Source organism: Wenyingzhuangia gracilariae (genome assembly GCF_056387575.1).
In genome coordinates, this window is sequence record NZ_CM150748.1 from 2,370,895 (window position 1) to 2,392,832 (window position 21,938).

Annotated in this window: 15 protein-coding genes; 8 read left to right on the top strand and 7 right to left on the bottom strand. The window is 32.1% G+C overall.

Translation table 11 applies throughout. The annotated features are described in order from the left end of the window. Nucleotides 1-16 precede the first annotated feature (16 nt). The 4 genes from ACY2IJ_RS10300 to ACY2IJ_RS10315 all read right to left on the bottom strand — a co-directional run bounded on the left by ACY2IJ_RS10300 (nucleotide 17) and on the right by ACY2IJ_RS10315 (nucleotide 4,506). Nucleotides 17-799 carry an energy transducer TonB gene (locus ACY2IJ_RS10300; protein ID WP_476724280.1) on the bottom strand — a complete coding sequence of 261 codons (783 nt, stop codon included), beginning with the start codon at nucleotides 797-799 and terminating at the stop codon, nucleotides 17-19. Between the two features lie 102 nt (nucleotides 800-901). After that, nucleotides 902-2,452, bottom strand: coding sequence for a glucose-6-phosphate isomerase (gene pgi, locus ACY2IJ_RS10305; RefSeq protein ID WP_476724281.1), 1,551 nt, complete (start codon nucleotides 2,450-2,452; stop codon nucleotides 902-904). A 17-nt stretch (nucleotides 2,453-2,469) separates the two neighbouring features. Further along, entirely contained in the window at nucleotides 2,470-3,705 is a 1,236-nt protein-coding gene (locus ACY2IJ_RS10310) for a peptidoglycan DD-metalloendopeptidase family protein (protein ID WP_476724282.1), read from the bottom strand. 48 nt (nucleotides 3,706-3,753) lie between these two features. Beyond that, nucleotides 3,754-4,506, bottom strand: a complete 753-nt coding sequence (locus ACY2IJ_RS10315; protein WP_476724283.1) for a DUF3108 domain-containing protein — start codon at nucleotides 4,504-4,506, stop codon at nucleotides 3,754-3,756. A gap of 107 nt (nucleotides 4,507-4,613) precedes the next feature. Between ACY2IJ_RS10315 and ACY2IJ_RS10320 the strand changes: the two genes are divergently transcribed. From ACY2IJ_RS10320 to ACY2IJ_RS10345, 6 genes are all read left to right on the top strand, one after another. After that, the gene (locus ACY2IJ_RS10320; RefSeq protein ID WP_476724284.1) at nucleotides 4,614-5,867 is read left to right on the top strand and encodes a 3-deoxy-D-manno-octulosonic acid transferase; all 1,254 of its coding nucleotides are present in this window, start codon (nucleotides 4,614-4,616) and stop codon (nucleotides 5,865-5,867) included. Next, a complete protein-coding gene (locus ACY2IJ_RS10325; protein WP_476724285.1) occupies nucleotides 5,857-6,267 on the top strand; it encodes a hypothetical protein in 411 nt (136 codons plus the stop codon). The genes ACY2IJ_RS10320 and ACY2IJ_RS10325 overlap by 11 nt, the downstream gene beginning before the upstream one ends. 71 nt (nucleotides 6,268-6,338) lie before the next feature. Beyond that, on the top strand, nucleotides 6,339-10,055 hold the full coding sequence (locus tag ACY2IJ_RS10330; RefSeq protein WP_476724286.1) for a two-component regulator propeller domain-containing protein: 3,717 nt from the start codon (nucleotides 6,339-6,341) through the stop codon (nucleotides 10,053-10,055). A gap of 175 nt (nucleotides 10,056-10,230) precedes the next feature. After that, nucleotides 10,231-13,308 carry a SusC/RagA family TonB-linked outer membrane protein gene (locus tag ACY2IJ_RS10335; RefSeq protein ID WP_476724287.1) on the top strand — a complete coding sequence of 1,026 codons (3,078 nt, stop codon included), beginning with the start codon at nucleotides 10,231-10,233 and terminating at the stop codon, nucleotides 13,306-13,308. Nucleotides 13,309-13,332: 24 nt separating this feature from the next. Beyond that, nucleotides 13,333-14,925: a RagB/SusD family nutrient uptake outer membrane protein gene (locus ACY2IJ_RS10340; protein ID WP_476724288.1), complete on the top strand. Its 1,593-nt coding sequence runs from the start codon at nucleotides 13,333-13,335 to the stop codon at nucleotides 14,923-14,925. Nucleotides 14,926-14,988: 63 nt separating this feature from the next. Further along, on the top strand, nucleotides 14,989-16,788 hold the full coding sequence (locus ACY2IJ_RS10345) for an alkaline phosphatase (RefSeq protein WP_476724289.1): 1,800 nt from the start codon (nucleotides 14,989-14,991) through the stop codon (nucleotides 16,786-16,788). A gap of 66 nt (nucleotides 16,789-16,854) precedes the next feature. Here the strand turns inward: ACY2IJ_RS10345 and ACY2IJ_RS10350 are convergent, their stop codons facing one another. The 3 genes from ACY2IJ_RS10350 to ACY2IJ_RS10360 all read right to left on the bottom strand — a co-directional run bounded on the left by ACY2IJ_RS10350 (nucleotide 16,855) and on the right by ACY2IJ_RS10360 (nucleotide 18,798). Beyond that, complete coding sequence (locus ACY2IJ_RS10350) at nucleotides 16,855-17,538, bottom strand: haloacid dehalogenase type II (RefSeq protein WP_476724290.1); 684 nt, start codon at nucleotides 17,536-17,538, stop codon at nucleotides 16,855-16,857. A 65-nt stretch (nucleotides 17,539-17,603) separates the two neighbouring features. Next, complete coding sequence (locus ACY2IJ_RS10355) at nucleotides 17,604-18,155, bottom strand: carboxymuconolactone decarboxylase family protein (protein ID WP_476724291.1); 552 nt, start codon at nucleotides 18,153-18,155, stop codon at nucleotides 17,604-17,606. A gap of 79 nt (nucleotides 18,156-18,234) precedes the next feature. Further along, nucleotides 18,235-18,798: a TetR/AcrR family transcriptional regulator gene (locus ACY2IJ_RS10360; RefSeq protein ID WP_476724292.1), complete on the bottom strand. Its 564-nt coding sequence runs from the start codon at nucleotides 18,796-18,798 to the stop codon at nucleotides 18,235-18,237. Nucleotides 18,799-19,085: 287 nt separating this feature from the next. Here ACY2IJ_RS10360 and ACY2IJ_RS10365 point away from each other — a divergent pair, with 287 nt between their 5' ends. Both ACY2IJ_RS10365 and ruvA read left to right on the top strand, forming a co-directional pair. After that, entirely contained in the window at nucleotides 19,086-21,350 is a 2,265-nt protein-coding gene (locus ACY2IJ_RS10365; protein ID WP_476724293.1) for an NADP-dependent malic enzyme, read from the top strand. A 3-nt stretch (nucleotides 21,351-21,353) separates the two neighbouring features. Further along, nucleotides 21,354-21,935 carry a Holliday junction branch migration protein RuvA gene (ruvA, locus tag ACY2IJ_RS10370; protein ID WP_476724294.1) on the top strand — a complete coding sequence of 194 codons (582 nt, stop codon included), beginning with the start codon at nucleotides 21,354-21,356 and terminating at the stop codon, nucleotides 21,933-21,935. The last annotated feature ends 3 nt before the right edge of the window (nucleotides 21,936-21,938 follow it).

A 21,938-nucleotide genomic window follows, 5' to 3' on the forward strand; every position in this document is an offset into this window, starting at 1 on the left:
ACAGGGGGTTTCTTTTTTATTCTACCATAAACCGAACTGGTAGTGTATATAGTAAATTTACTGTTTTTCCGTTTTGCTTTGCAGGCATCATTTTGGGTAAATTGCCCAAAACATCTTTAATTTCTTTGGCCAATTCTGGGTGGGTTTTTGTGGTTTTAATGTCTGGACTTATATTTCCGTTGTGATCAATAATAAATTGACAATCTATTTTTTGTAAACCCACTAAATTTAGTTTGTTAGCTAAATCAATATCAAAGTTTTTACCAAAAAATTTCGATATCTTTTTACTAAAACATTTTTTAGACTTTTCTCTATCATACATATATTTTTCGCAACCAGGGTAAACAGGAATATTTTCTACACTTACATAATTTACGGTTTCTGGTTCGTATTCTATTACATCATCAAAATATTCTATGTTTTTTAAATCTTCATCTGCAGTAGTTGTAGGAGATTCTTCTTTGATTAATGTGGTTTCAACTTCTTTGGTATCATTCACCTTTTTAACTTTGCTTACATCTATAATAGTAGGTTGTTTTTTTATTTTTTGTTTGTGAATAGGTTCTTCAAGAATTGGTTTTTCCATTCTCTTAGGTTTCTTTTCTATTCGTTTAAATTGAATGGTTTTAGTCTCATCGGTATCATATTTAATTGCAATATTCGTTTCTTTTTTAATTGCTGCATATGACTTATGTTCTATAAAAACGTAGGTAATAAAAAGAGTTAATACAAGTCCTAGTAGTGTAAAAATACCACTGTAATGTTCTAGGTTAGCTTTTGGGTTTTTCTTTAATTTCATGATGTATAAGAATTTGGTTAGATAAGATTTACATCAAGATAAGTGCCAAAAAAAAACCCTAGTGTTTGATTACTAGGGATTTGTGTACGTTAAAGTAGTTTTCTATTTTAAAAGTTTGTTTGCCATTTCTTTTCCAAGTTCTACACCAAACTGATCAAAACTGTAAATGTTCCAAATAATTCCTTGTACAAATATTTTGTGTTCATACATAGCAATTATTTTTCCTAGGCTATTTGGGCTTAATTTATTTGCTGTAATACAGTTGCTAGGTCTGTTACCTGTAAACACTTTAAAAGGTAGTTCAATAGCATTTGCAGCTACACCACTAGCCAATACTTGTTCTTTGGTTTTACCAAAACACAAAGCATCTTGCTGACCATAGAAGTTTGCCATTAATTTTTTATGATGATCTGCTTTACCGTATAAAGATTCGTTGAATCCAATAAAATCACATGGAATTAATTTAGTTCCTTGGTGTACCAATTGCATAAATGCATGTTGCATGTTGGTTCCTGCAGCCCCCCAAATAATAGTTCCTGTTTGGTAAGTAACTTCGTTTCCGTTTCTGTCTACAGATTTACCATTACTTTCCATAAAAGCTTGTTGTAAGTAAGACGGTAATGTGTTTAAGTATTGAGTGTATGGTAAAACAGCTTCGCTTTCTGCTCCATAAAAATTGTTATACCAAATACTTAACAAAGCTAAAACAACCGGAATGTTTTTGTCAAACGATGTTGTTTTAAAGTGGTTGTCCATTTGGTATGCTCCATTTAATAAATCAGCGTAGTTATCGTATCCTACAGAAAGGGCAATAGATAAACCAACAGCAGACCATAAAGAAAAACGACCTCCTACCCAGTTCCACATTGGAAATACGTTTTCTGATGCGATTCCAAAATTAGCAACCGCTTCTAAATTGGTAGAAACTGCCACAAAGTGTTTTGCAACATCTGCTTCTTTAGCACTTTGTAAGAACCAATCTTTAATAGTTAAAGCGTTTCCTATAGTTTCTTGAGTGGTAAAGGTTTTAGAAACAATTACAAATAAAGTAGTTTCAGGGTTTAATTTTTTAATCACTTCTGAAACATGATCTCCATCAATGTTAGAAACAAAGTGAGTTGTTAAATGGTTTTTGTAGTACTGTAAAGCATCTACAACCATATTGGGTCCTAAATCGGAACCACCAATACCAATGTTTACAATATCGGTAATTGATTTTCCTGTGTATCCTTTCCAGTTTCCAGAAATTACTTTTTCTGTAAAAGCTTTTATGTTTTCTTTTGCTTTGTTTACTTCTGGCATTACATCTTTACCTTCAGAAATTACAGCATTACCACTGTTGTTTCTTAAAGCAGTGTGTAGTACAGCTCTTCCTTCGGTAGCATTGATGATTTCTCCACCAAAGTATTGTTCAATTGCATTAGACAATCCAGATTCATTAGCTAATTCTACTAACAAATCCATAGTTTCTTTAGAAATTCTGTTTTTAGCGTAGTTTAGTTGTAAATCATCTAGAGCAATTGTAAAGTTTGCATCTCGGTTTTCATCCTTAGCAAACAATTCTTTTAATTCTAGATTTTTAGCAGTTTCAAAATGAGCTGCCAGTTTTTTCCAAGCGTTGGTTGTTGTTGGATTAATGTTTTGTAAAGACATAGTGGTATGTATTTGGTTTAATATGGAATAGCATCTAATTCTTTTTTAATTGGAGCTATGTAAGTTAAATAGTTTGCTTGAATTTCTTTTTTCATTGGTTTGGCTGCCGGAAGTTCTTCTTTTAACGGGTCTACTTGTCTACCGTTTTTCCAAAAACGATAGCATACGTGGGGTCCAGAAGTGTTTCCTGTCATACCTACCCATCCTATAACGTCTCCTTGTTTTACGTAATCGCCTACTTTTACGTTTCGTTTTTTCATGTGTAGGTACTGAGTTGTGTAGGTAGCATTGTGTCTTATTTTAACATAATTTCCGTTACCTCCTTTGTATCTAGATTCAATTACTTTTCCGTTAGCGGTGCTCATAATTGGACTTCCTACCGGAGCTGCAAAGTCAGTTCCTAAATGTGGTTTTACTCTTCCGTAAAAAGCAATTCTTCTTTTAAGATTGTATTTAGAGGAAATTCTACTAAATTTTAGAGGTGCTTTTAAAAAAGCTCTTCTTAAGTTGTGTGTTTGGTCATCAAAATATTCTTCTATACCCGTAATAGAATCAGGAACGTAATGAAAGGCATAAAAAGGTTTGCCTACGTGTTCAAAATAAGCAGCTTTAATTCTACCAATTCCAACAGGAACGGTGTCGTTAATATATTTTTGTTCGTAAATAACTTTAAATCGATCGTTTTTTTGCAATCTAAAAAAGTCAATGGTCCAAGCATAAATATCGGACAGGTCATTAGCAACAATAGGACTCACGTGTTTTTCATCTAACGATTGAGACAAAGAACTGGTAATAATTCCCGATGCTTTTTTTAATTTGGTTGTTACTTTTTTCTTAACAGTTTTGGTAAAAATAGAGTCTCTAAAATCTACAATAGAATAGTTTACCAAATCGTGCTGATAAATAAATACCTGAGCTTTTTCGGTAGAGTCTTTTGCTGCCAAAATGGTGTAATTTTTACCCGCTCTTAATCTTCTTACATCAAAATCAGGTTTAACGGTGTTGGCAATTTCATAAATTTTAGGAGTCCAAACGTGGTGTTCATCTAAAATAGTTCCAAAAGTTTCTCCTTTTTTAATTTCTTTTTTAAAGACTTTAAAGTTATCCAAGCTGTATCCAAAAATTTTTTTGGATACTTTAGGTTTTTTAACAAGTTGAAGAGTGTCACTTTGTTTACCCGATTTTTCTTCTTTAGAATTACAAGAATAAATAGTTAGTAAAATAAGACTTAATAGGGTGATTTTTTTTAACATTCTGGGTATTTATTTCTGACTGCCAAAAGTACAATTAATTTATGAATTTTATTGAGCATTAAAGGGATGTAATAGGCCTTTGTACTCATCAATATCTGCTTTTAAAGAGCCTACGGCTAAATCGGCTTGAATTCTTACAGGAATCCTGTTTTTATCTGCTGTAATCCATATACTAAGGCTTTCTTTGGCTTTAAAAACTCGACCAGATTGTACCATGGGTCTAAAGACAAAACATTCTATATCTCCAAACTTGGTTTTTAGATTCTCTTTTCTGAGTTTTATAAGTTTAAAAGGGAATTTTTTGTAGTCAAAAAACAAATCCATATCTACAGATTCGTTTATTTGTAAACTATCTGGAACGTTGTTTCGTAGGTAATAAAATGCAGCAATCATGTCTTGCACATTTTTAGCTGCTACTCTTTTTTGTTTGTTGTGTTTGTGGTCTACGGTAAGCACACTGTCTTTTTCAAAAAATAGCTCTACGTTTTTGGTGTATTTACCTTCTTTTATTTTTCTAATAGCTCTAGTAGGAAATCCTGTTTTTGTGTGAATAAAAGATTGGTAATTATCTTCTACAGGAAAAACCCATTTAAGCATTCCGGTAGTCCATCCTTTTCCAATAACATGTTCGTATTGTTGGTTGTTAATTGTTTTTTCTTGTACTTCAATAGTTGCGTAACCTGCATTAATAATTCCGTAATGAATTCTAAATTTTATTTTTTCACCGTCTTTATAAGCTCTATTTTGTTGAGCATTTGCAATAAATCCGATAAAAAAAAGTAGGTATATAAGTTGTTTCATATGTTTCTTTATTTAGCTTTTGATAGGTAATATCAAAACATATTCCAAAATAAAAAATTAAACTTCAATTTAGGTAAACACAGTGCTAATTTTTTAGCTTTGCGGTTATGAGGTTTTTATATAATTTTCTTATTCTAGTGGCTTCTTTTGTTTTAAAAGTCGTGGCTTTTTTCAATCCTAAAATCAAGCTTTTTGTTAAGGGTAGAAAACAAGTTTTTAATGTGTTAAACGCATCTCTAAAAACAAGCAAACCTGTGGTTTGGATTCATGCGGCTTCTTTAGGGGAGTTTGAGCAAGGTAGACCTGTAATCGAAGAACTAAAAAAGGAGTATTCTAATCATCAAATTGTATTAACATTTTTTTCGCCCTCTGGTTACGAAATTAGAAAAGATTACGAATTAGCAGACGTAGTTTGTTATTTACCAATGGATACGCTTAGCCATGCTAAAAAAATTCTTAAAGCAATACAACCATCAGCAGCAATTTTTATTAAATATGAGTTTTGGCCAAATTATTTAAATGAGCTACATCGTTTGCAAATACCTACGTTTTTAATTTCTGGAATTTTTAGAAAGAATCAATTGTTTTTTAAACCACAAGGTTTTTGGATGCGTAAACATTTGCAATACATTCAACATTTTTTTGTGCAAGACAATGCATCTAAAGAATTGTTAAATTCTATTCATATAAACAATGTTACTGTTGCTGGAGATACTCGTTTTGATAGGGTTCAGAAATTGGTTGAGGCAAATGAAAAATTACCGTTTGTAAATAACTTTAAAAACAATGCTTATTTATTAGTAGCAGGTAGTACTTGGCCAGAGGATGAAGAACAATTGGTTGCTTATATTAATACAAAAGCAACTGAAAACGAGAAATTTATTATTGCACCGCATAATATTACAAAAGAAGGAGTTTTAAAACTAAAAAATAAACTTACAAAAGAAGTGGTGTTGTATTCAGAAATGGAAGGGAAACAAATGGATGCATATTCTGTTTTTATAGTAGACACCATTGGAATTTTATCTAAAATATACGCTTATGCAAATGTGGCTTATATTGGAGGTGGTTACACCAAAAGCGGAGTTCACAATACGTTAGAAGCCGCTACCTATGGATTGCCAATTGTGATTGGTCCTAATTTTAAGAAGTTTAAAGAAGTACAAGATTTGGTCACTTTAAAAGGATGTGTAAGTGTTGATAATACCAAAGAGTTGAGCTCTGTTTTACAAGATATATATACGGATTCTAAGCTTAGAGATGGAATGTCTGTAATTACCAAGAATTATGTGGCTAAAAATTTAGGAGCTACTCAAAAAATAATGAGTTCTTTATCTAAAGTTTTAAGCAATGAAAATTAAGATTATAGCAATTGTTTTAGCTCTAGTATCTGTACTTGTTTTTTCAGAAGGAGATTTTTTTAATACTGTTCTATGGGTTCCAAATGTTTTTTGGATTGCCCCTTTTTATGGATGGTTTTGGTTATCTGCATTCTATTTTACTAAAGCATTTGGCAAACAATTAAATGTAACATACAAGTTGTTTGTTGTTTTATTAAACATTGTCCTCTTGTTTTCTTTCCTATACATGGGGTTCCAAATTTGGAAACTAAATACGGGAAATATATTAATGGAGAATCATAATATCTTTCAAATCAACCTAAAAAATATATGGTTTTGGGTTGTTTATCAATCGTATCTAATGCTATTTTTCTTTTCAGCATTTAAGTTACTGGTCACTATAGATCAAAAATCATCATAAGAACTTAATATAGATTTTATATTAAAGTAATGCCATAAGCGTAACATTGTTGGTTAATAATGATTACGATTATGAAGTTTTGGTTTTTCCTTTTTTCCATTTTTATATCTACCGTTGGTTTAAGCCAACAAATAAAATTTAAAACCTATACCACCAATGAGGGTTTGTCTAACAACTCTGTGGTAGATGTAGAAAATGATGCAAATGGTGGTTTATGGATTGGAACTTGGGATGGGTTGAATTATTTTGATGGCACTGAATTTACAGTGTATAAACATAACATCAACAATCAAAATTCAATAGCAGGTAATTATGTTGTAAACATTGAAAAAGACAAGTTTGGAACTATTTGGGTGCAAACAGATGAAGGAAAATTAAGTAAATACATAGGAAACGGAAATTTTAAAAATTTTGAATTTAAAACAGGTGTTGTTCATAGAATTAGACTTTCTAATAATAAAACTCTTGTTGCAGAAACCAGTACCAAAACCTATGAATATGTTAAAGACAAGTTTGTAGAAAACAAAGTAGCTTATGCTAACGAAGGAAATTACAATGCGTTTAGAAAAATATTAAAAACTAGATATCCGAACGTAATTGTAAATGGGGTTTTAAAAGACAAACAAGGGAATGTGTGGTTTGCAACCCGTAGAAATGGAGTTTATATCATTCCAAACCATCAGAATAACATTCAAAACAAACAAATTCATCACTACGTTGTCGATAAATATTCTGCTTACAGTTTTCATAGTAATGAAATTAACAAGTTGCATATAGATTTATTTAACAATGTTTGGTTGGCTCATAAAGATGGGGGATTAAGCATGGCTTATAAAGATTCTGATTTAATTTCTCAAATAGCTCCACACCCCATAAAATATCCTCACTTGCCCAATGAATCTATTAGGGCCATAACTACAGATTTAGAAGGTACAATTTGGTTGGGCTATTACAATAAAGGCTTGTATTACTACAATAACAAAACAAAATGTTATGTAAATTATACTATTTCTGAAGCAAGTCAAAATATAGATTGGCAAAGAGTTAGATCTTTATTTACTTCTTCTGATGGTAGTGTTTGGGCAGGAACTTATGGAGGTTTGATAAGAATTAAGAAAAACTCATATGAATTGTACAGTGCAAATTATGTAAAAGAACTGCCTAACAATAGACATTATTCTTTGTATGAAGATGAAAATAAAAATATTTGGATTTCTTGTTGGGGAGGAGTGGCTAAATTTAGTTTGACAAAAAATAGATTCGAAACCTTTAAAGGTCAAAACTTAGTAAATAAGTACCATATAAGAAATATTAAAAAAAATGATTCGGAGTTAATTTTAGCCACAGAATACAGTGGTGTTATTCTATTAAATTTAAAAAACAATACCTTACATAAGGTCACAACATCAGAAGGAATTTTAGGTAATAGTGTGTACTCTTTGTTTCATGACAAACTAACTTCTAATTATTGGATAGCTTCTTTAGGTGGGGTTAGTGTTTATCATAAAACCAAAGGAATTGTAAAAAACATTACAGAAAAAGATGGTTTGCCAAGTCATATGGTATATGGACTCATAGATACTGGTGATAAAGTGTGGTTAAGCACCACTAAAGGATTAGCGGTAATTGATAAGTTTACTTATAAAGTAAAAGCTTTAAACCCAAATGAAGGATGGTTGTCTCCAGAATTTTCAGAAGGAGCTTATTATCAAGACCCTAAAGGAATGATGTTTTTTGCTGGGGTTAAAGGTTTGAATTATTTCAATCCGGCAGCAATTAACATAAAAGAATATTTTCCTAAAATAAAACTGAAAGTAGATGGAGATGAAAATTATTCCAAACATTTAATAAAGGAACACACAAACAATACTTTAGTTGTTAGAGTAAAAGCAATTGTTTTTCCTGAAAGTCAAAAAAAAGATGTGTATTATAAGCTTGATGGAGTAGATACTTCCTGGAAACTATTAAGATGGGGAGTTTTAAAATACAATAATCTTCCATCCGGAAGTTATGATTTTTATCTAAAAACATCCTCAGAAGAAACACCATCAAGTCCTTATTTTACGGTAAAGATTAACAAAGCTTTTTATGAAACCATTTGGTTTTATTGCATTGTAACTTTAGTGTTTATGTTGTCTGTTTTAATTATTGTTTGGGTTAGAAATAAAAACAACAAAAAACTAAAGAAAAAATTAGAACAAAAAATAATTGATAGAACCAAAGTTATAGAACATCAAAAACAAGACTTGCTTAAAGCAAATCAAAAATTAGATGAAAAAAACAAAGAGGTTTCTCAACAAAAAGAACAATTACTGGAGTTGCATAATAGTTTAAAAAATGAAGATTTTGAACTGGAAAAATTCAAGTCTTTTGTGCTTTCAGAATTTCAAGAACCGGTGTCTAAAATTATTCAGGCAAGTACCAAAATAGAAGGAAATTCTAAGCAAAAAGAAAAAATAATAAACCATGCTACAAGTCTTATTAATTTATTGTCAGAGTGGAATTATTTAGATCATGTAAAAGATTTAGAGCCAACTAAAAAAAGCATTGTGAACTTATTTTCGGTGCTTAAAAATATTTTAGAAAAGAATAAAAAAGTTGCACAAAAAAATCAAGTAAATTTTATTAGCCACATTAATAAAGATATTACTTGGGTAGAAATAGACATTCTTAGGTTTAGTTTGTTAATGCAATACTTTTTTGGAGATATTTTAAAATATGCTAATAAAGACAGTCAGTTAAACATAACAATTACACATCAGAATAATCTTTTAGAACTGCAACTTATTTCTACTAGCGAGTTGTTAATTACCAATTGGGATCATGTAATTCGTTACAGTCCATATTTTAAGGCTGTTAAAACGTTGTTGCATGATTTAAACGGAAGTTTTTATGTGCAAGAGGAACAAGATTTTGTTTTAACATTTGAAATTCCTGTGTTTAAAATGAATAAAGATTTTAAACAATCAGAAATCATTTCATGGAAACATATGAACCAACAAGAATTGCTAAACAACGGAAACAAAAATATATTGGTGCTTTCTGATGTGGAGCATATAGATGTGGTAAAGCAACTTTTAGGAAATCAGCAAAGTAATTTGTTGTTCGAGAGTGCAATTGCTGATGTAAGCTCGGCTTTGCAACAAATAGATATTGATGTATTGGTGTTTTACCAAACAAATTTTACCAAAGAATTAGTTGGTTTTTTTAACAAATACAAATCACAAGAAACACAAAAGAAAATACCTTTTGTGTACATATCAGAAGAAATTAGTTACAGTCTTCAGGAACAATCTGTAGAATTTGGAATTGATGTTGTAATTCAGCTACCTGCAAGTGAATCTTATATTCAAAAGAAAATTTTAGGTCTCATAAAATCTAAAGAAAATAAAATCACGAATCAGTTAGAAAAAGACATTTTTAAAATTTTAACCGAAGAAAACGACATTGAAACAAGTAATGATAAACTCATAAAAAAGAGTTTAGAAATTATTAAAAAAGAATTGTCTAATTCTAGTTTTAATGTAGAAATGTTAATTGAAGAACTGGCTATTTCTAGAGTAAAATGCTATCGTTTGTTTAAAGAAGTTTTAGGAAAATCTCCTTCCGATGTTATTATTTCTCTTAGATTTCAAAAAGCTGCCTATTTGTTAAAAAACAAAAATTTAAACATTTCAGAAATTAGTTACGAGTGTGGTTTTAACGATCCCAAGTACTTTGGTAAGTCTTTTAAAAAACAGTTTGGAATGAGTCCAAAGGCGTTTAAAAGTCAAAAACAAGAATCGTAAGTATTATGGTAGGATTAGCCCAATGTTACCTAAACGTTAGTGTGTTAAAAATCCACCTTTTTGCAATTTAATAAAGATGTTTTAGAAGCAAAATTACCCCTTGCTTGTACAAAATTACCCCTTGTTTAAAAGCTCTCAAACTACTTTTAGCACAAATCAAAAACTAAAATACTCAATGAAAAAAGCTTATTTATTTTTATTATTTGTGGTAGGATGCATGTCGTATTCTATAGCCCAAGTAACTGTTAAAGGAACCGTGGTTTCTAAAACAGATGGAATGCCTGTACCAGGTGCATATATTGTACTTAAAGGTCAGGTAGGACAAGGAACAACCACCGTTACTAATTTTGATGGACAATTTGTAATTGAATCAAAACAAAATAATGGTTTGGTAGAAATATCTTCATTAGGATATGAAACACAAACCATTAACTACGTAGGTAATCAGGAATTAGAAGTCGTGTTAAACGATCTTGCTAGTGATTTGGATGAGGTTGTATTAATAGGTTATGGATCTGCTAAAAAAGGAGATTTAACATCATCTATAGGAATTGCAACCAACGTAAAAAGTATTGAGAGTAGACCTGTAACTAATTACAAAGAATTTTTACAAGGAAATATTGCTGGGGTAACTGTATCAAATTCTGGTGGAGATCCTACAAGTGGAGCAGATATTAGAATTAGAGGTATTGGTACTTTTAACTCAGAATCTCCTTTGGTAATTGTAGATGGTATGCCTTACAACGGACCAGACATTAACCCTAATGACATTGCTTCTGTTTCTGTATTAAAAGATGCAGCATCTGCCTCTATCTATGGTGCACAAGCAGCATCTGGAGTAATTGTAATTGAAACCAAAAAAGGTAAAAATGGGAAACCTAAATTTGGAATTAATTATTACACAGGTGTTAAATCTGCCACCAATTTACCAACACCTTTAACGGCTAAGCAGCAAGCAGAGGTGTACAACACAGCTGCAGACAATGCGGGTTCTCCAAGACAATCTGCACACGATGCAACTCAAAATCCTTACGGACAAGTAAACCGTACCAATTGGATTGATGCTATTTTTAGAGATGCAAAGGTGAACAACTTAAATTTAGATTTAAGTGGAGCTGGAGAAAAATACAATTACTTCACGTCATTTTCTTATAGAGATAGACAAGGTTTGTTAGAAGGAACAAGTTCTCAGAGCTATAATTTAAGGTTAAAAGCAGATTATCATATTACAGATAAAATTACCATAGGAGAAAACGTGTATTTGTCTAGAGACGAATCTTATGGTACAGATACAGACAATCCATATTCTGGAACTATTATCAATGCAATTTACATGCCTTCGGCATCGCCAACTCGTTATGCTGATGGAAGTTTTGCAGGAACTGCACCAGAAGATTTATCTCAGTTTGCTGGAGCTTATGGAGATACCTATAACCCATTGGCATTGTTGTTAAGACCTAATAAAAAATCACCAAGCACTTATGTAAATGCAAACGTATATTTTAAATACGATATTTTAGATGGTTTGTCTTTTAAAACCAATTATTCTGCTGCTTTTAGAAATGTTCATAAAAAAGAATTTTATCCTAAAGTACCTGAGTTAGGTAGAACAAATCCTCAAAACTCTTTAATAGAAGAAACTTCTAATCAAGACAAATGGATTTGGAACAATCAGTTGAGCTACGACAAATCTTTTGGAAATCACAACGTAAATGCTACTGTGGTGTATGCAGCTCAAAAAACAACAGGAGAATCTACTTATTTAAAGGGAACAGGGTTTTCATCAGAAGAGCCATTTAATCAATACATGCAAAATGTAAGTGTCGTAAACAAGCCATCAAACAATCCGTATGAAGATGCTTTAACTTCTGCTATCGGAAGAATAATGTACAACTATGGAAACAAATATTACGTTTCTGGAAGTATACGTAGAGATGAGTCTTCAAAATTATTTAAAAACAACCAAGCAGATAATTTTTATTCAGCTTCTGCAGCTTGGAGAATTTCTAAAGAATCGTTCTTTAATATAGAGGCTATTAACGATTTAAAAATAAGAGCTTCTTATGGTAAAATTGGAAATATAGAATCTATTAGAGGATATTACCCATACTCAGTTCCAGTAAATACAGGAAATGTAGTTTTAGGAGAAGATGCTGATTATTTTGGAAACGTGGGTAGCTATATTAATAGAAATGCAAACAAAAACTTAAAGTGGGAAACTGTAGAGTCTTTAGATTTAGGATTAGATGCTTCACTTCTTAACCATAGCTTAAACATAACGGTTGATTATTTTGAAAAAACAACCAATGATATGATTATTCCTGGTTTGGCAAACTTAAACGAAGGTAGAGATCCAGCAGATCAGAATGCAGGACAAGTAAAAAACAGAGGGATAGAATTTGCAGTTTCTTATAAAAACAGCATAGGAGATGTTAATTATAGTGTGAATGCCAATGCAACTTCTATTAAAAACGAGTTGGTAAACTTAGGAGGGTACGGAGCTTCTAAACAAGAAATTTATATTCATAATGACAATGTAAGAAATGTACTAGTACCTTATCAAACAAAAGTTGGTGGTGCTTTGTATACACCTTACTTAATTCCTTATTTAGGTGTTTTCCAAAATCAAGCAGAAATTGATGCTTATACAAAAGATGGAAACTTAATTCAGCCAAATGCAAAACCTGGAGATTTTAAATTTCAAGACACCAACAACGATGGTAAAATTAGTAGTGAAGACAAAAAATACTACAATTCATACCAACCAAAAATCACCTATAACTTTGGACTTAATTTAGATTACAAAGGTTTTGATTTGGGAATGATTTTTCAAGGAGTTGGTGGTGTAAAAGCTTTTAACGGATACAAGTACACTACTTACAATGCATCTTTATCAGGATATAACTTAGACAATAGAGTTTTAGGAGCTTGGTCAGAAACTAATAAAGGAAGTAACATTCCAAGATTGTCTACCAAAGATGATAATAAAAACTTTGGAACCACATCTAGCTGGTATTTAGAAGATGCTTCTTACTTAAGAATTAAGAACGTAACCTTAGGATATACATTTAGCAAAGAAATTATGAACAAGTTGGCAAAAGGATCTTCTTTAAGAATGTATGTGTCTGGAGAAAACTTATTGACTTTTACTAGCTACTCAGGTTTAGATCCAGAAGTAGGAGGAAAAGGATTAGATATTGCAAAATACCCAGTGGCTAGAACATTATCACTAGGATTGTTATTGTCATTATAATTTATTTAAAATTTAGAACACACAATGAAAAATATATACAGAAAAATAGGAATAGTAATGTTGGCTGCTGCTTTAGGAGGTAATATGGTATCTTGTTCAGATGATTTTACAAACTTAGACCCTATAGGGCAAGTTACAGATGAAAATTATTGGAAAACAGCTACAGATGCTGAACAAGCTGCAAACGGATTGTATACGCTTATGTTTGATGAAGAAATGTTTGGTAGAGGTTTCTTTTGGTACATCAATGCGTCAGACGATATGATTACAGGTCGTATCAAAGCATCTGCAGATAATATTAAAGATTTTAATATTGATGGTACAGAAGGAGGATACACATCTACTTGTTACCCTAATTCTTACAAAATAATAAGAAGAGCTAATGATATTTTAGCAAACGTTCCTGAAATGGAAATTAACGAAGATCTAAAAAATAGAATTTTAGGAGAAGCTTATTTTATGCGTGCGTTTAGCTATTTCTGGGTAGCACATACTTACGGAGATGATAAAAGTGGAGGAGTTCCTATTCTAACTGTAGAAAACATGTTAGATGGGGTTGCTTCTAGAACAAGACCAGCAAGTGTGGTAGAAAATTACGCAATGATTGTTGAAGACTTAAAAAAAGCAGCAGATTTGTTACCATTGTTTACAGATTATTCTGCTGAAAATTATGGTAGACCTCATAAAGATGCAGCTTTGGCATACATAGCTAAAACCAATTTGTATTGGGCACAATACGATGCTTCTAAATATGCAGAAGTGGTAAAATATGCAGATTTGGTAACCAATTCTGGTTCTGGTAGAGCGTTAATCAACACAGGGAATCCTGCAAAAGATTACAGAGAATTGCACAGTCACCTAAACAACTGGACAAGCGAATACATTTGGTCTGTAAACTCAGGAGTAGACAGAGGTAGTATTTTAACTGGAGTAATGTTAGAAAACAAAGGTTGGGGTAAATTTAACGGATGGGGATATTACACACCATCAGAAGGATTGTACAACGAATTTGAAGCAGGAGATGCTCGTAAAGCGGTAACCATTTTAAGTTTTGGTGATGAGTTTCAATATTTTGGAGAAACCAAAAGATACCAATCAGAAAACTCTTTGTCTGGTTTTCAATTTAACAAATATATGTATGAGTTTAGAGAGGCAGATGCTATTGGAACTACTGTAAATACCAATGGAGACAATCCAACAACTACCTACAACGTACCGTTAATGCGCTATGCAGAGGTGTTGCTAATGAAAGCAGAAGCTTTAATTGCTGATGGGTTAAATGGAGATGCTCCTTTAAACCTAGTAAGAGCAAGAGCAGGATTGGCTCCAAAAACCAATGCAACTATAGATGATTTAAAACACGAAAGAAGAGTAGAATTGGCAGGAGAGTTTGCAAACAGACATTTTGATTTGATTCGTTGGGGAGATGCGCAAGCAATTTACACACAACCTATTTATGGTAGAATTTACACAGATAGATCTAATCCAGATTCACCATACACTTCAGAAATTGTATGGCCTGCAAGAAACTTTGATGCTTCTTATATGAATGTTTGGCCTATTCCAAACACTGTAATTCAATCATCAGGAATTGACCAAAATAAAAACTGGAATTAAACACCAGCTTTATAAACAGCAAAAAGGTGCTATTTAAATAGCACCTTTTTTAAATAATTATTTATGTTATTATTTGTAAAAAGAAAATTTATACTAGTTCTTTTATTACTAGTTTCAGGTTTGGCCAATAGCCAAGACCACAAACATATTAGAATACAATCTCACAACGATTATTTACAAAACACACCTTTTTGGACAGCTTATACAAGCGGATTAAACTTAATAGAGGCCGATGTATTTCTAAAAAAAGGAGCATTATTTATAGCTCACACATCTAAAGAAATTAACAAGGTAAAAACATTAGAGGCTTTGTATTTAAAGCCCTTAAATCAGTTGGCAAGTACAGCAGAAGACTTGCATAAAGATTTGTTTTTAATGATTGACGTAAAGTCTGAAGCAGTAACAACTTTAGAGGCAATTATTAAGAATTTAGAAGAATACCCTCAGGTAATTCATCACCCACATATTAAAATTGTAATTTCTGGTAATAGGCCAAATTCAGAAAGTTATCACCAATATCCTTCTTTTATTTCTTTTGATTATCAAGAAATAGAAACAACCTTGTCTGCTAAAAATTTAGCAAAAGTAGACATGGTTAGTGTAGATTTTAAAAAATACACAGAATGGAACGGAAAAGGTAGATTAACCCATACCGATTATGACAAGGTAACAGCGGTGATAAACCAAGCAAAACAATTTCACAAACCTTTCCGTTTTTGGGGGACCCCAGACTCTAAAACAGCATGGAGAACTTTTTTAGAATTAGGTGTAGATGTTATCAATACAGATCAGCCTAAAAGATGTGCAACTTATGTTTCTAGTTTAAAACACAGAACGGTACAAGCAAAAATATCATCAGAAGTTTACAAGCCAACCTATAAATACGATAAGGCTAAAGGAAAAGTTAAAAACATTATTTTATTAATTGGTGATGGTAATGGATTGTCTCAAATATCATCAGCAACTTTAGCAAATGGTGGAGCTTTAACCTTAACACAGTTTAAAAATATAGGATTGATTAAAACCCAAGCAGCAGATGATTTTACAACCGATTCTGCAGCTGCAGGAACAGCTTTGGCTACTGGAAAAAAAACAAACAATAGAGCTATTGGAACAGATGTACACGGAAATACTTTAAAAAATATAACCGAAATTTTACATCAAAAAGGTTTTGCAACAGGTGTTATTACTACCGATGAAATTACAGGAGCTACCCCATCTGCTTTCTATGCACATCAAAAAGATAGATCGGAAAAAGATAAAATAGCAAAGGATTTAGTACAGAGTAAATTAGACTTTTTTGCAGGAGGAGGTTCTAACACTTTTAAAAATTTAGCTTTAGAAAAATCTTTTAGTGTAATGCATTCAGTATCTGAAGTAACAAAATCAAAAGCCAAAAGAGCAGGATTGTTTTTTTCAGAAAAAGGAGTGCCATCTATTCTTACAAATAGAGGAAATTTATTAGCAGAAACAACCAAAGCAGGATTACAATTTTTAAAAGAAAAAGAACAGCCTTTCTTTTTAATGGTAGAGGCTGCACAAATAGATAGTTTTGGTCATGCCAACAACACAGAGGGAATTGTGTTAGAGGGAATAGATTTTGACCGAGCAATTACAGAGGCTATTCAATTTGCCGATGAAAACAAAGGAACGTTGGTAATTGTAACTGCCGATCATGAAACATCTGGTTTTGGAGTTGCTAGTGGTAGTGTAGAAAACCATTCTATAGAAGGAGGGTTTATTACCCATGACCACACAGGGAGCATGGTGCCTATTTTTGCATACGGTCCGCAAGCAAACAGGTTTTCGGGAGTTTATGAAAACAACGAGGTGTTTGAAAAAATAGTAGAAAGTTTAAAATAATTTTTTGAGTTTTGTTTAAATAGCGTTAGCGGCTTGGTTTTTAAAATCACTGTCGCTTTCTATTTTTTACAAGACGATTAGTTTTTTAGCAATTTTTAAAAGATCAGTTTCGTTAATTTCAGGAATTGGAGCTAAAGGATACAATTGTTGTTCGGGTCTATTGATAAAAGCAGTTCTAAATCCTGCCCACATTGCACCAGCAACATCCCAACCATGTGCAGCAATTAGCATACAATCTTTGGGTTCTACTTTTAGTTTTTTTGCAGCCCAATGATATACTTCTGTTTCGGGTTTGTATTTTCCAAAGTCTTCTACACTTAGTTGTTCATCAAATAAGTGAGTTAGGCCTGCGTTTTTAAATTGGGTTTGCATTCCTTTTGTTGAGGAATTGGTTAAAGCAACCATTTTATAACCTGCATTTTTAAGTATGGTTAAGGCATTTAGTACTTCAGGGTGTGGAGGTAAGTTGCTGAAATTTTTCATAACCTCTTTTGTTTCATTTGTAGATAGGTTTATGTTGTAGTTTTTTGCAACCATTTGCAAAGCTGCAGCACCAATATTACTAAAATCTGTAAACTGTTTGCTAGCTGTGGTTACTAAAGAATAATGCAACATGGTGGTAAACCACAAAGGCACTAAATCTTCTTTTCCATTTAAAGCTTTTCCTATGTGTTTTTTCATGGAACTTAAATCTAACAAAGATTCGTTTACATCAAAAAATAAAACTTTAGGTCTTGGGTTGTGTTGCATCTTATTTATTTTTAAAACATAAAAAAAGGATTGTTTGTTTTACAAACAATCCTTTTAACTACTAATTATTTTTTAGACCAAGCAAAAGCTTGAAAAGGGGCATCTATAGGTGTATTGGCAATGTGATTGGTGTAATTGCTAATTACTTTTTGAGACAATCCTAAAATAATTTCTAAGACTTGTTGCTCTCCATATCCAGCTGCATAAAATGCTTCTAAATCTTCTTGAGAAACGTGTCCACGGTTTTTTACAATTGTTAAAGTCATGGTGCGTAATGCTTCTAGTTTTGCATCGGCAAGTGGAGTTTCGTTACGCAATGCTTCTGTAATTTCATCATCTACTTTCATAGATTTTGCAATTCCTGTGTGTGCTGGTACACAGTAATGACAAGCATGCTCTACATTAATAGTTTGCCAAACAACGGTTAATTCATCATTGTTAAAAGAAGTTTGTGTAAACAATTCGTGTAAGTTTTGGTAGGCTTCTAAAATTTTAGGAGCTCCTGCTAATACTCCGTGCAAACCAGGAATCATTCCGTAGGCTTTCTGAGATTTTTCTATAAGGGGTTTACTTGCTTCTGGAGCTGTTTCTAGGTTGTGAATTTTTAAGGTTGTCATAATTTCTAATTTTTTATGAATTGTATTTAATTATTTATATTATAACTAAGCGTGTGCTTAGTTATGTGGTAAAAAAAAGTTACAGACTTAAAAAAGTAACTTTAATAATGTTATCTAATTGATTTTTTTGAAAAACTTTAGATGCAATGGAGAGTCCTAATAGACTGTTCATTAAATAATCTGCCTGTTTTTCTATGGTTGAACTGTCTTTTGAGTCGTCTTGTTTTAAATTGCTTACAAATAAATCTCTAATTTCATTAGCAAATGTTTTTAACTCCAACATTATTACAGAGTCCGATTCCTCTTTAATTTCGTTGACTGTGTTGGTAACTAGGCATCCTTTGTGTAAAGAACCTTCTTTAGAAAATTCTAAAAAATCGTAAAAATATTGTTGAATTCCAGCAACTCCGTTGTTAGAGTTTTTCAATTTATTTTTAATGGAATTCACTTGCGTTTTGTAATATTTTACACTTTCTAAAAACACACCTTGTTTGTTTTTAAAACTAGCATAAATAGAAAATTGATTGATACCCATTTCTTTTTCCAACATACGTACAGAAGTTGCTTCGTAGCCATTTCTCCAAAAAAGTCCCATTGCTTTTTTGATGACCTCTTCTTCGTTATATTGTTTTTTACGTGCCATTGTTTAATGTAAAATCTACAACACAAATCTAAGCAATAGCTTAGAAATATAAAAGTAAAATTGTTTTAAAAGCTTTACATATTTAGAAAGGATGTTTGTAAAATAAAGTCTGTTTTTTCTTTTTTTGATGAAAAGTGAATGAAATAAAAACATCAGAATGGGATAATGATTCCGTTTTGTGTAAAAAAAACGGGTAAAATGCCCAATTCGTTTCGGAATTGTCAAAAAAAATCGATAGTTTTTGCTCGGTAAATACAAATGGTATCTTTGCTACATAATTATTGAATATGAGTTATACAAAAAAAGAACTAGAGGCTTTAGAATATCATGAAAAGCCCCAGCCAGGTAAAATTAAAGTGGTACCTACTAAAAGGTATGCCACTCAAAGAGATTTAGCATTGGCTTATTCTCCAGGAGTTGCAACTCCGTGTTTGGCCATTGAAAAAAATCCAGAAGATGCTTATAAATATACTTCTAAAGGGAATTTAGTAGCAGTAATTTCTAACGGAACAGCTGTTCTTGGATTAGGAGATATTGGTCCTTTAGCAGGAAAACCAGTAATGGAAGGAAAAGGATTGCTGTTTAAAATTTTTGCAGATATAGATGTTTTTGATATTGAGGTAGATACCAAAGATGTAGATAAATTCATAGAAACTGTAAAGGCTATTGCACCTACTTTTGGAGGAATCAATTTAGAAGACATCAAAGCTCCAGAAGCTTTTGAAATAGAAAGAAGATTGAAAGAGGAATTAGACATTCCTGTAATGCACGATGATCAACACGGTACAGCAATTATTTCTGCAGCTGCATTAAAAAATGCGATAGAGCTTACAGAAAAAGACATTACAAAAGTAAGAGTGGTGGTAAATGGAGCCGGTGCTGCGGCCATTTCTTGTACCAAATTGTACAAAGCATTAGGAGTTTCTGAAAAGAACATTTTAATGTGCGATAGCAAGGGAGTAATTACGACCAAGCGTGAAGACTTAAATGAGCAAAAACAAGAATTTGCTGTAGATACAGAGTTTACTACTTTAGAAGAAGCAATTAACGGTGCCGATGTATTTATTGGTTTGTCTGTTGCAGGAGCTTTAACACCAGAAATGTTAAAAACCATGGCACCAGACCCTATTGTGTTTGCTATGGCAAATCCAACACCAGAAATAGATTATGATCTTGCGGTGGCTACTCGTCCAGACGTAATTATGGCTACAGGTAGATCCGATTATCCTAACCAAGTAAACAATGTATTAGGTTTTCCATTTATTTTTAGAGGAGCTTTAGATGTTAGAGCTACAGGAATTAACGAGGAAATGAAAATGGCTGCTGTGCATGCCTTGGCAGACATGGCAAAGAAAAATGTACCTGAGCAAGTAAACATTGTATATGGTGAAAAGAATTTACAATATGGTAGAGAATATATTATTCCAAAACCATTCGATCCTCGATTGATATACGAATTGCCTCCAGCCATTGCCAAAGCAGCTATGGATAGTGGTATTGCTAAAAAACCAATTAAAGACTGGGATGCTTATATTCATGAATTAATGGAACGTTCTGGTTCTGGTAGTAAGTTTGAGCGTATGCTGGTTTCTCGTTCTCAAAAAGATCCTAAACGTGTTGTGTTCCCAGAAGCTGAACATTTAAATGTTTTAAAAGCAGCTCAAATTGTTTCTGATGAAGGAATTGCAAAACCTATTTTATTAGGAAATGTAGATTTAATTAAAACGTTAAAAGAAGAAATTGGTTTTGAGGCTGAGGTTGAAATTATAGACCCTAAGAGCGATGAGTATGCAGATAAAGTAAATTTATATGCAGAAAAGTATTGGGCCAAACGTCAACGTAAAGGAATTCGTTTGTTAGATGCACAAAAGCATATGATAACACGTAACTACTTTGCTGCAATGATGGTAAACGTAGGAGAAGCAGATGCCATGGTGTCTGGATATTCTAGAAATTACCCATCTACGGTAAAGCCAATTTTTGAAACCATTGGTAAAAGAGCAGGGGCTTCAAGAATTGCAGCAGCAAACATTATGATTACTGAAAAAGGACCGTTAATTTTTACCGATACAACTGTAAACATAGATCCGAGTTCAGAAGTTTTAGCAAACATTGCAGAGCTAGCAAGCGGAATGGCAAAAATATTTGCTATTGAACCACACATTGCTATGTTATCTTACACTAACTTTGGAGGTGTAGAGAGTGAAGGAGTTGCTAAAGTGCAAAAAGCTGTAGAGATTTTAAAAACAAAAAGACCAGACTTAAATGTAGATGGACCTATACAAGCCGATTTTGCATTGAACCACGATTTGTTGGAAAAACAATTTTCTTTTTCTGATTTGGTTGGAAACGAAACAAATACATTTATTTTTCCTAGTTTAGATGCTGCAAATATTTCTTATAAAATGATTAAGGAATTGACAGATGCAACTTCTATTGGACCTGTGTTAATGGGGCTTAACAAACCAGCACACGTAGTTCAGTTAGGTGCAAGTGTAGAAGAAATAGTAAACATTACTGCCGTTGCAGTAATTGATGCCCAAAATCAATAATACATGATTACCCATTTAAAAGGTAAATTAGTTGAAAAAAATCCTACCTATGCCATTGTAGAATGCAATGGTGTAGGTTATTTTTTAAATATATCTTTACAAACCTACTCTCAAATACCAGATAGTGAGTTGGTAACTTTGTATACACAGTTAATTGTAAAAGAAGATTCACACACCTTATATGGATTTTGTTCTACATTGGAAAGAGAAATATTTAAGTTGTTAATTTCTGTTTCGGGTATAGGACCTAGCATTGCAAGAACCATGTTGTCTTCTTTAACAACAGAAGAAATACAAAAAGCATTGGCTACAGAAAACGTAGCTGTTATTCAATCTGTAAAAGGAATTGGTGCTAAAACAGCACAAAAAGTAATTATTGAGTTAAAAGATAAAATTGTAAAGACCTATGATATAGAAGAAATTTCTACTATTGCAAACAATAGTGTGAAAGAAGAAGCGTTGTCTGCTTTAGAGGTTTTAGGATTTGTAAAAAGACAAGCCGAAAAAATAGTAACTTCAATTTTAAAAGAAACACCTGATTTAAGTGTTGAAAAACTAATCAAACTAGCTTTAAAAAAACTATAATTA

Excerpts from the sequence above, each read along its gene's own strand:
- ACY2IJ_RS10300 (WP_476724280.1), bottom strand. The coding sequence starts at position 799 with ATGAAATTAAAGAAAAACCCAAAAGCTAACCTAGAACATTACAGTGGT.
- pgi (WP_476724281.1), bottom strand. The coding sequence starts at position 2,452 with ATGTCTTTACAAAACATTAATCCAACAACAACCAACGCTTGGAAAAAA.
- ACY2IJ_RS10310 (WP_476724282.1), bottom strand. The coding sequence starts at position 3,705 with ATGTTAAAAAAAATCACCCTATTAAGTCTTATTTTACTAACTATTTAT.
- ACY2IJ_RS10315 (WP_476724283.1), bottom strand. The coding sequence starts at position 4,506 with ATGAAACAACTTATATACCTACTTTTTTTTATCGGATTTATTGCAAAT.
- ACY2IJ_RS10320 (WP_476724284.1), top strand. The coding sequence starts at position 4,614 with ATGAGGTTTTTATATAATTTTCTTATTCTAGTGGCTTCTTTTGTTTTA.
- ACY2IJ_RS10325 (WP_476724285.1), top strand. The coding sequence starts at position 5,857 with ATGAAAATTAAGATTATAGCAATTGTTTTAGCTCTAGTATCTGTACTT.
- ACY2IJ_RS10330 (WP_476724286.1), top strand. The coding sequence starts at position 6,339 with ATGAAGTTTTGGTTTTTCCTTTTTTCCATTTTTATATCTACCGTTGGT.
- ACY2IJ_RS10335 (WP_476724287.1), top strand. The coding sequence starts at position 10,231 with ATGAAAAAAGCTTATTTATTTTTATTATTTGTGGTAGGATGCATGTCG.
- ACY2IJ_RS10340 (WP_476724288.1), top strand. The coding sequence starts at position 13,333 with ATGAAAAATATATACAGAAAAATAGGAATAGTAATGTTGGCTGCTGCT.
- ACY2IJ_RS10345 (WP_476724289.1), top strand. The coding sequence starts at position 14,989 with ATGTTATTATTTGTAAAAAGAAAATTTATACTAGTTCTTTTATTACTA.
- ACY2IJ_RS10350 (WP_476724290.1), bottom strand. The coding sequence starts at position 17,538 with ATGCAACACAACCCAAGACCTAAAGTTTTATTTTTTGATGTAAACGAA.
- ACY2IJ_RS10355 (WP_476724291.1), bottom strand. The coding sequence starts at position 18,155 with ATGACAACCTTAAAAATTCACAACCTAGAAACAGCTCCAGAAGCAAGT.
- ACY2IJ_RS10360 (WP_476724292.1), bottom strand. The coding sequence starts at position 18,798 with ATGGCACGTAAAAAACAATATAACGAAGAAGAGGTCATCAAAAAAGCA.
- ACY2IJ_RS10365 (WP_476724293.1), top strand. The coding sequence starts at position 19,086 with ATGAGTTATACAAAAAAAGAACTAGAGGCTTTAGAATATCATGAAAAG.
- ruvA (WP_476724294.1), top strand. The coding sequence starts at position 21,354 with ATGATTACCCATTTAAAAGGTAAATTAGTTGAAAAAAATCCTACCTAT.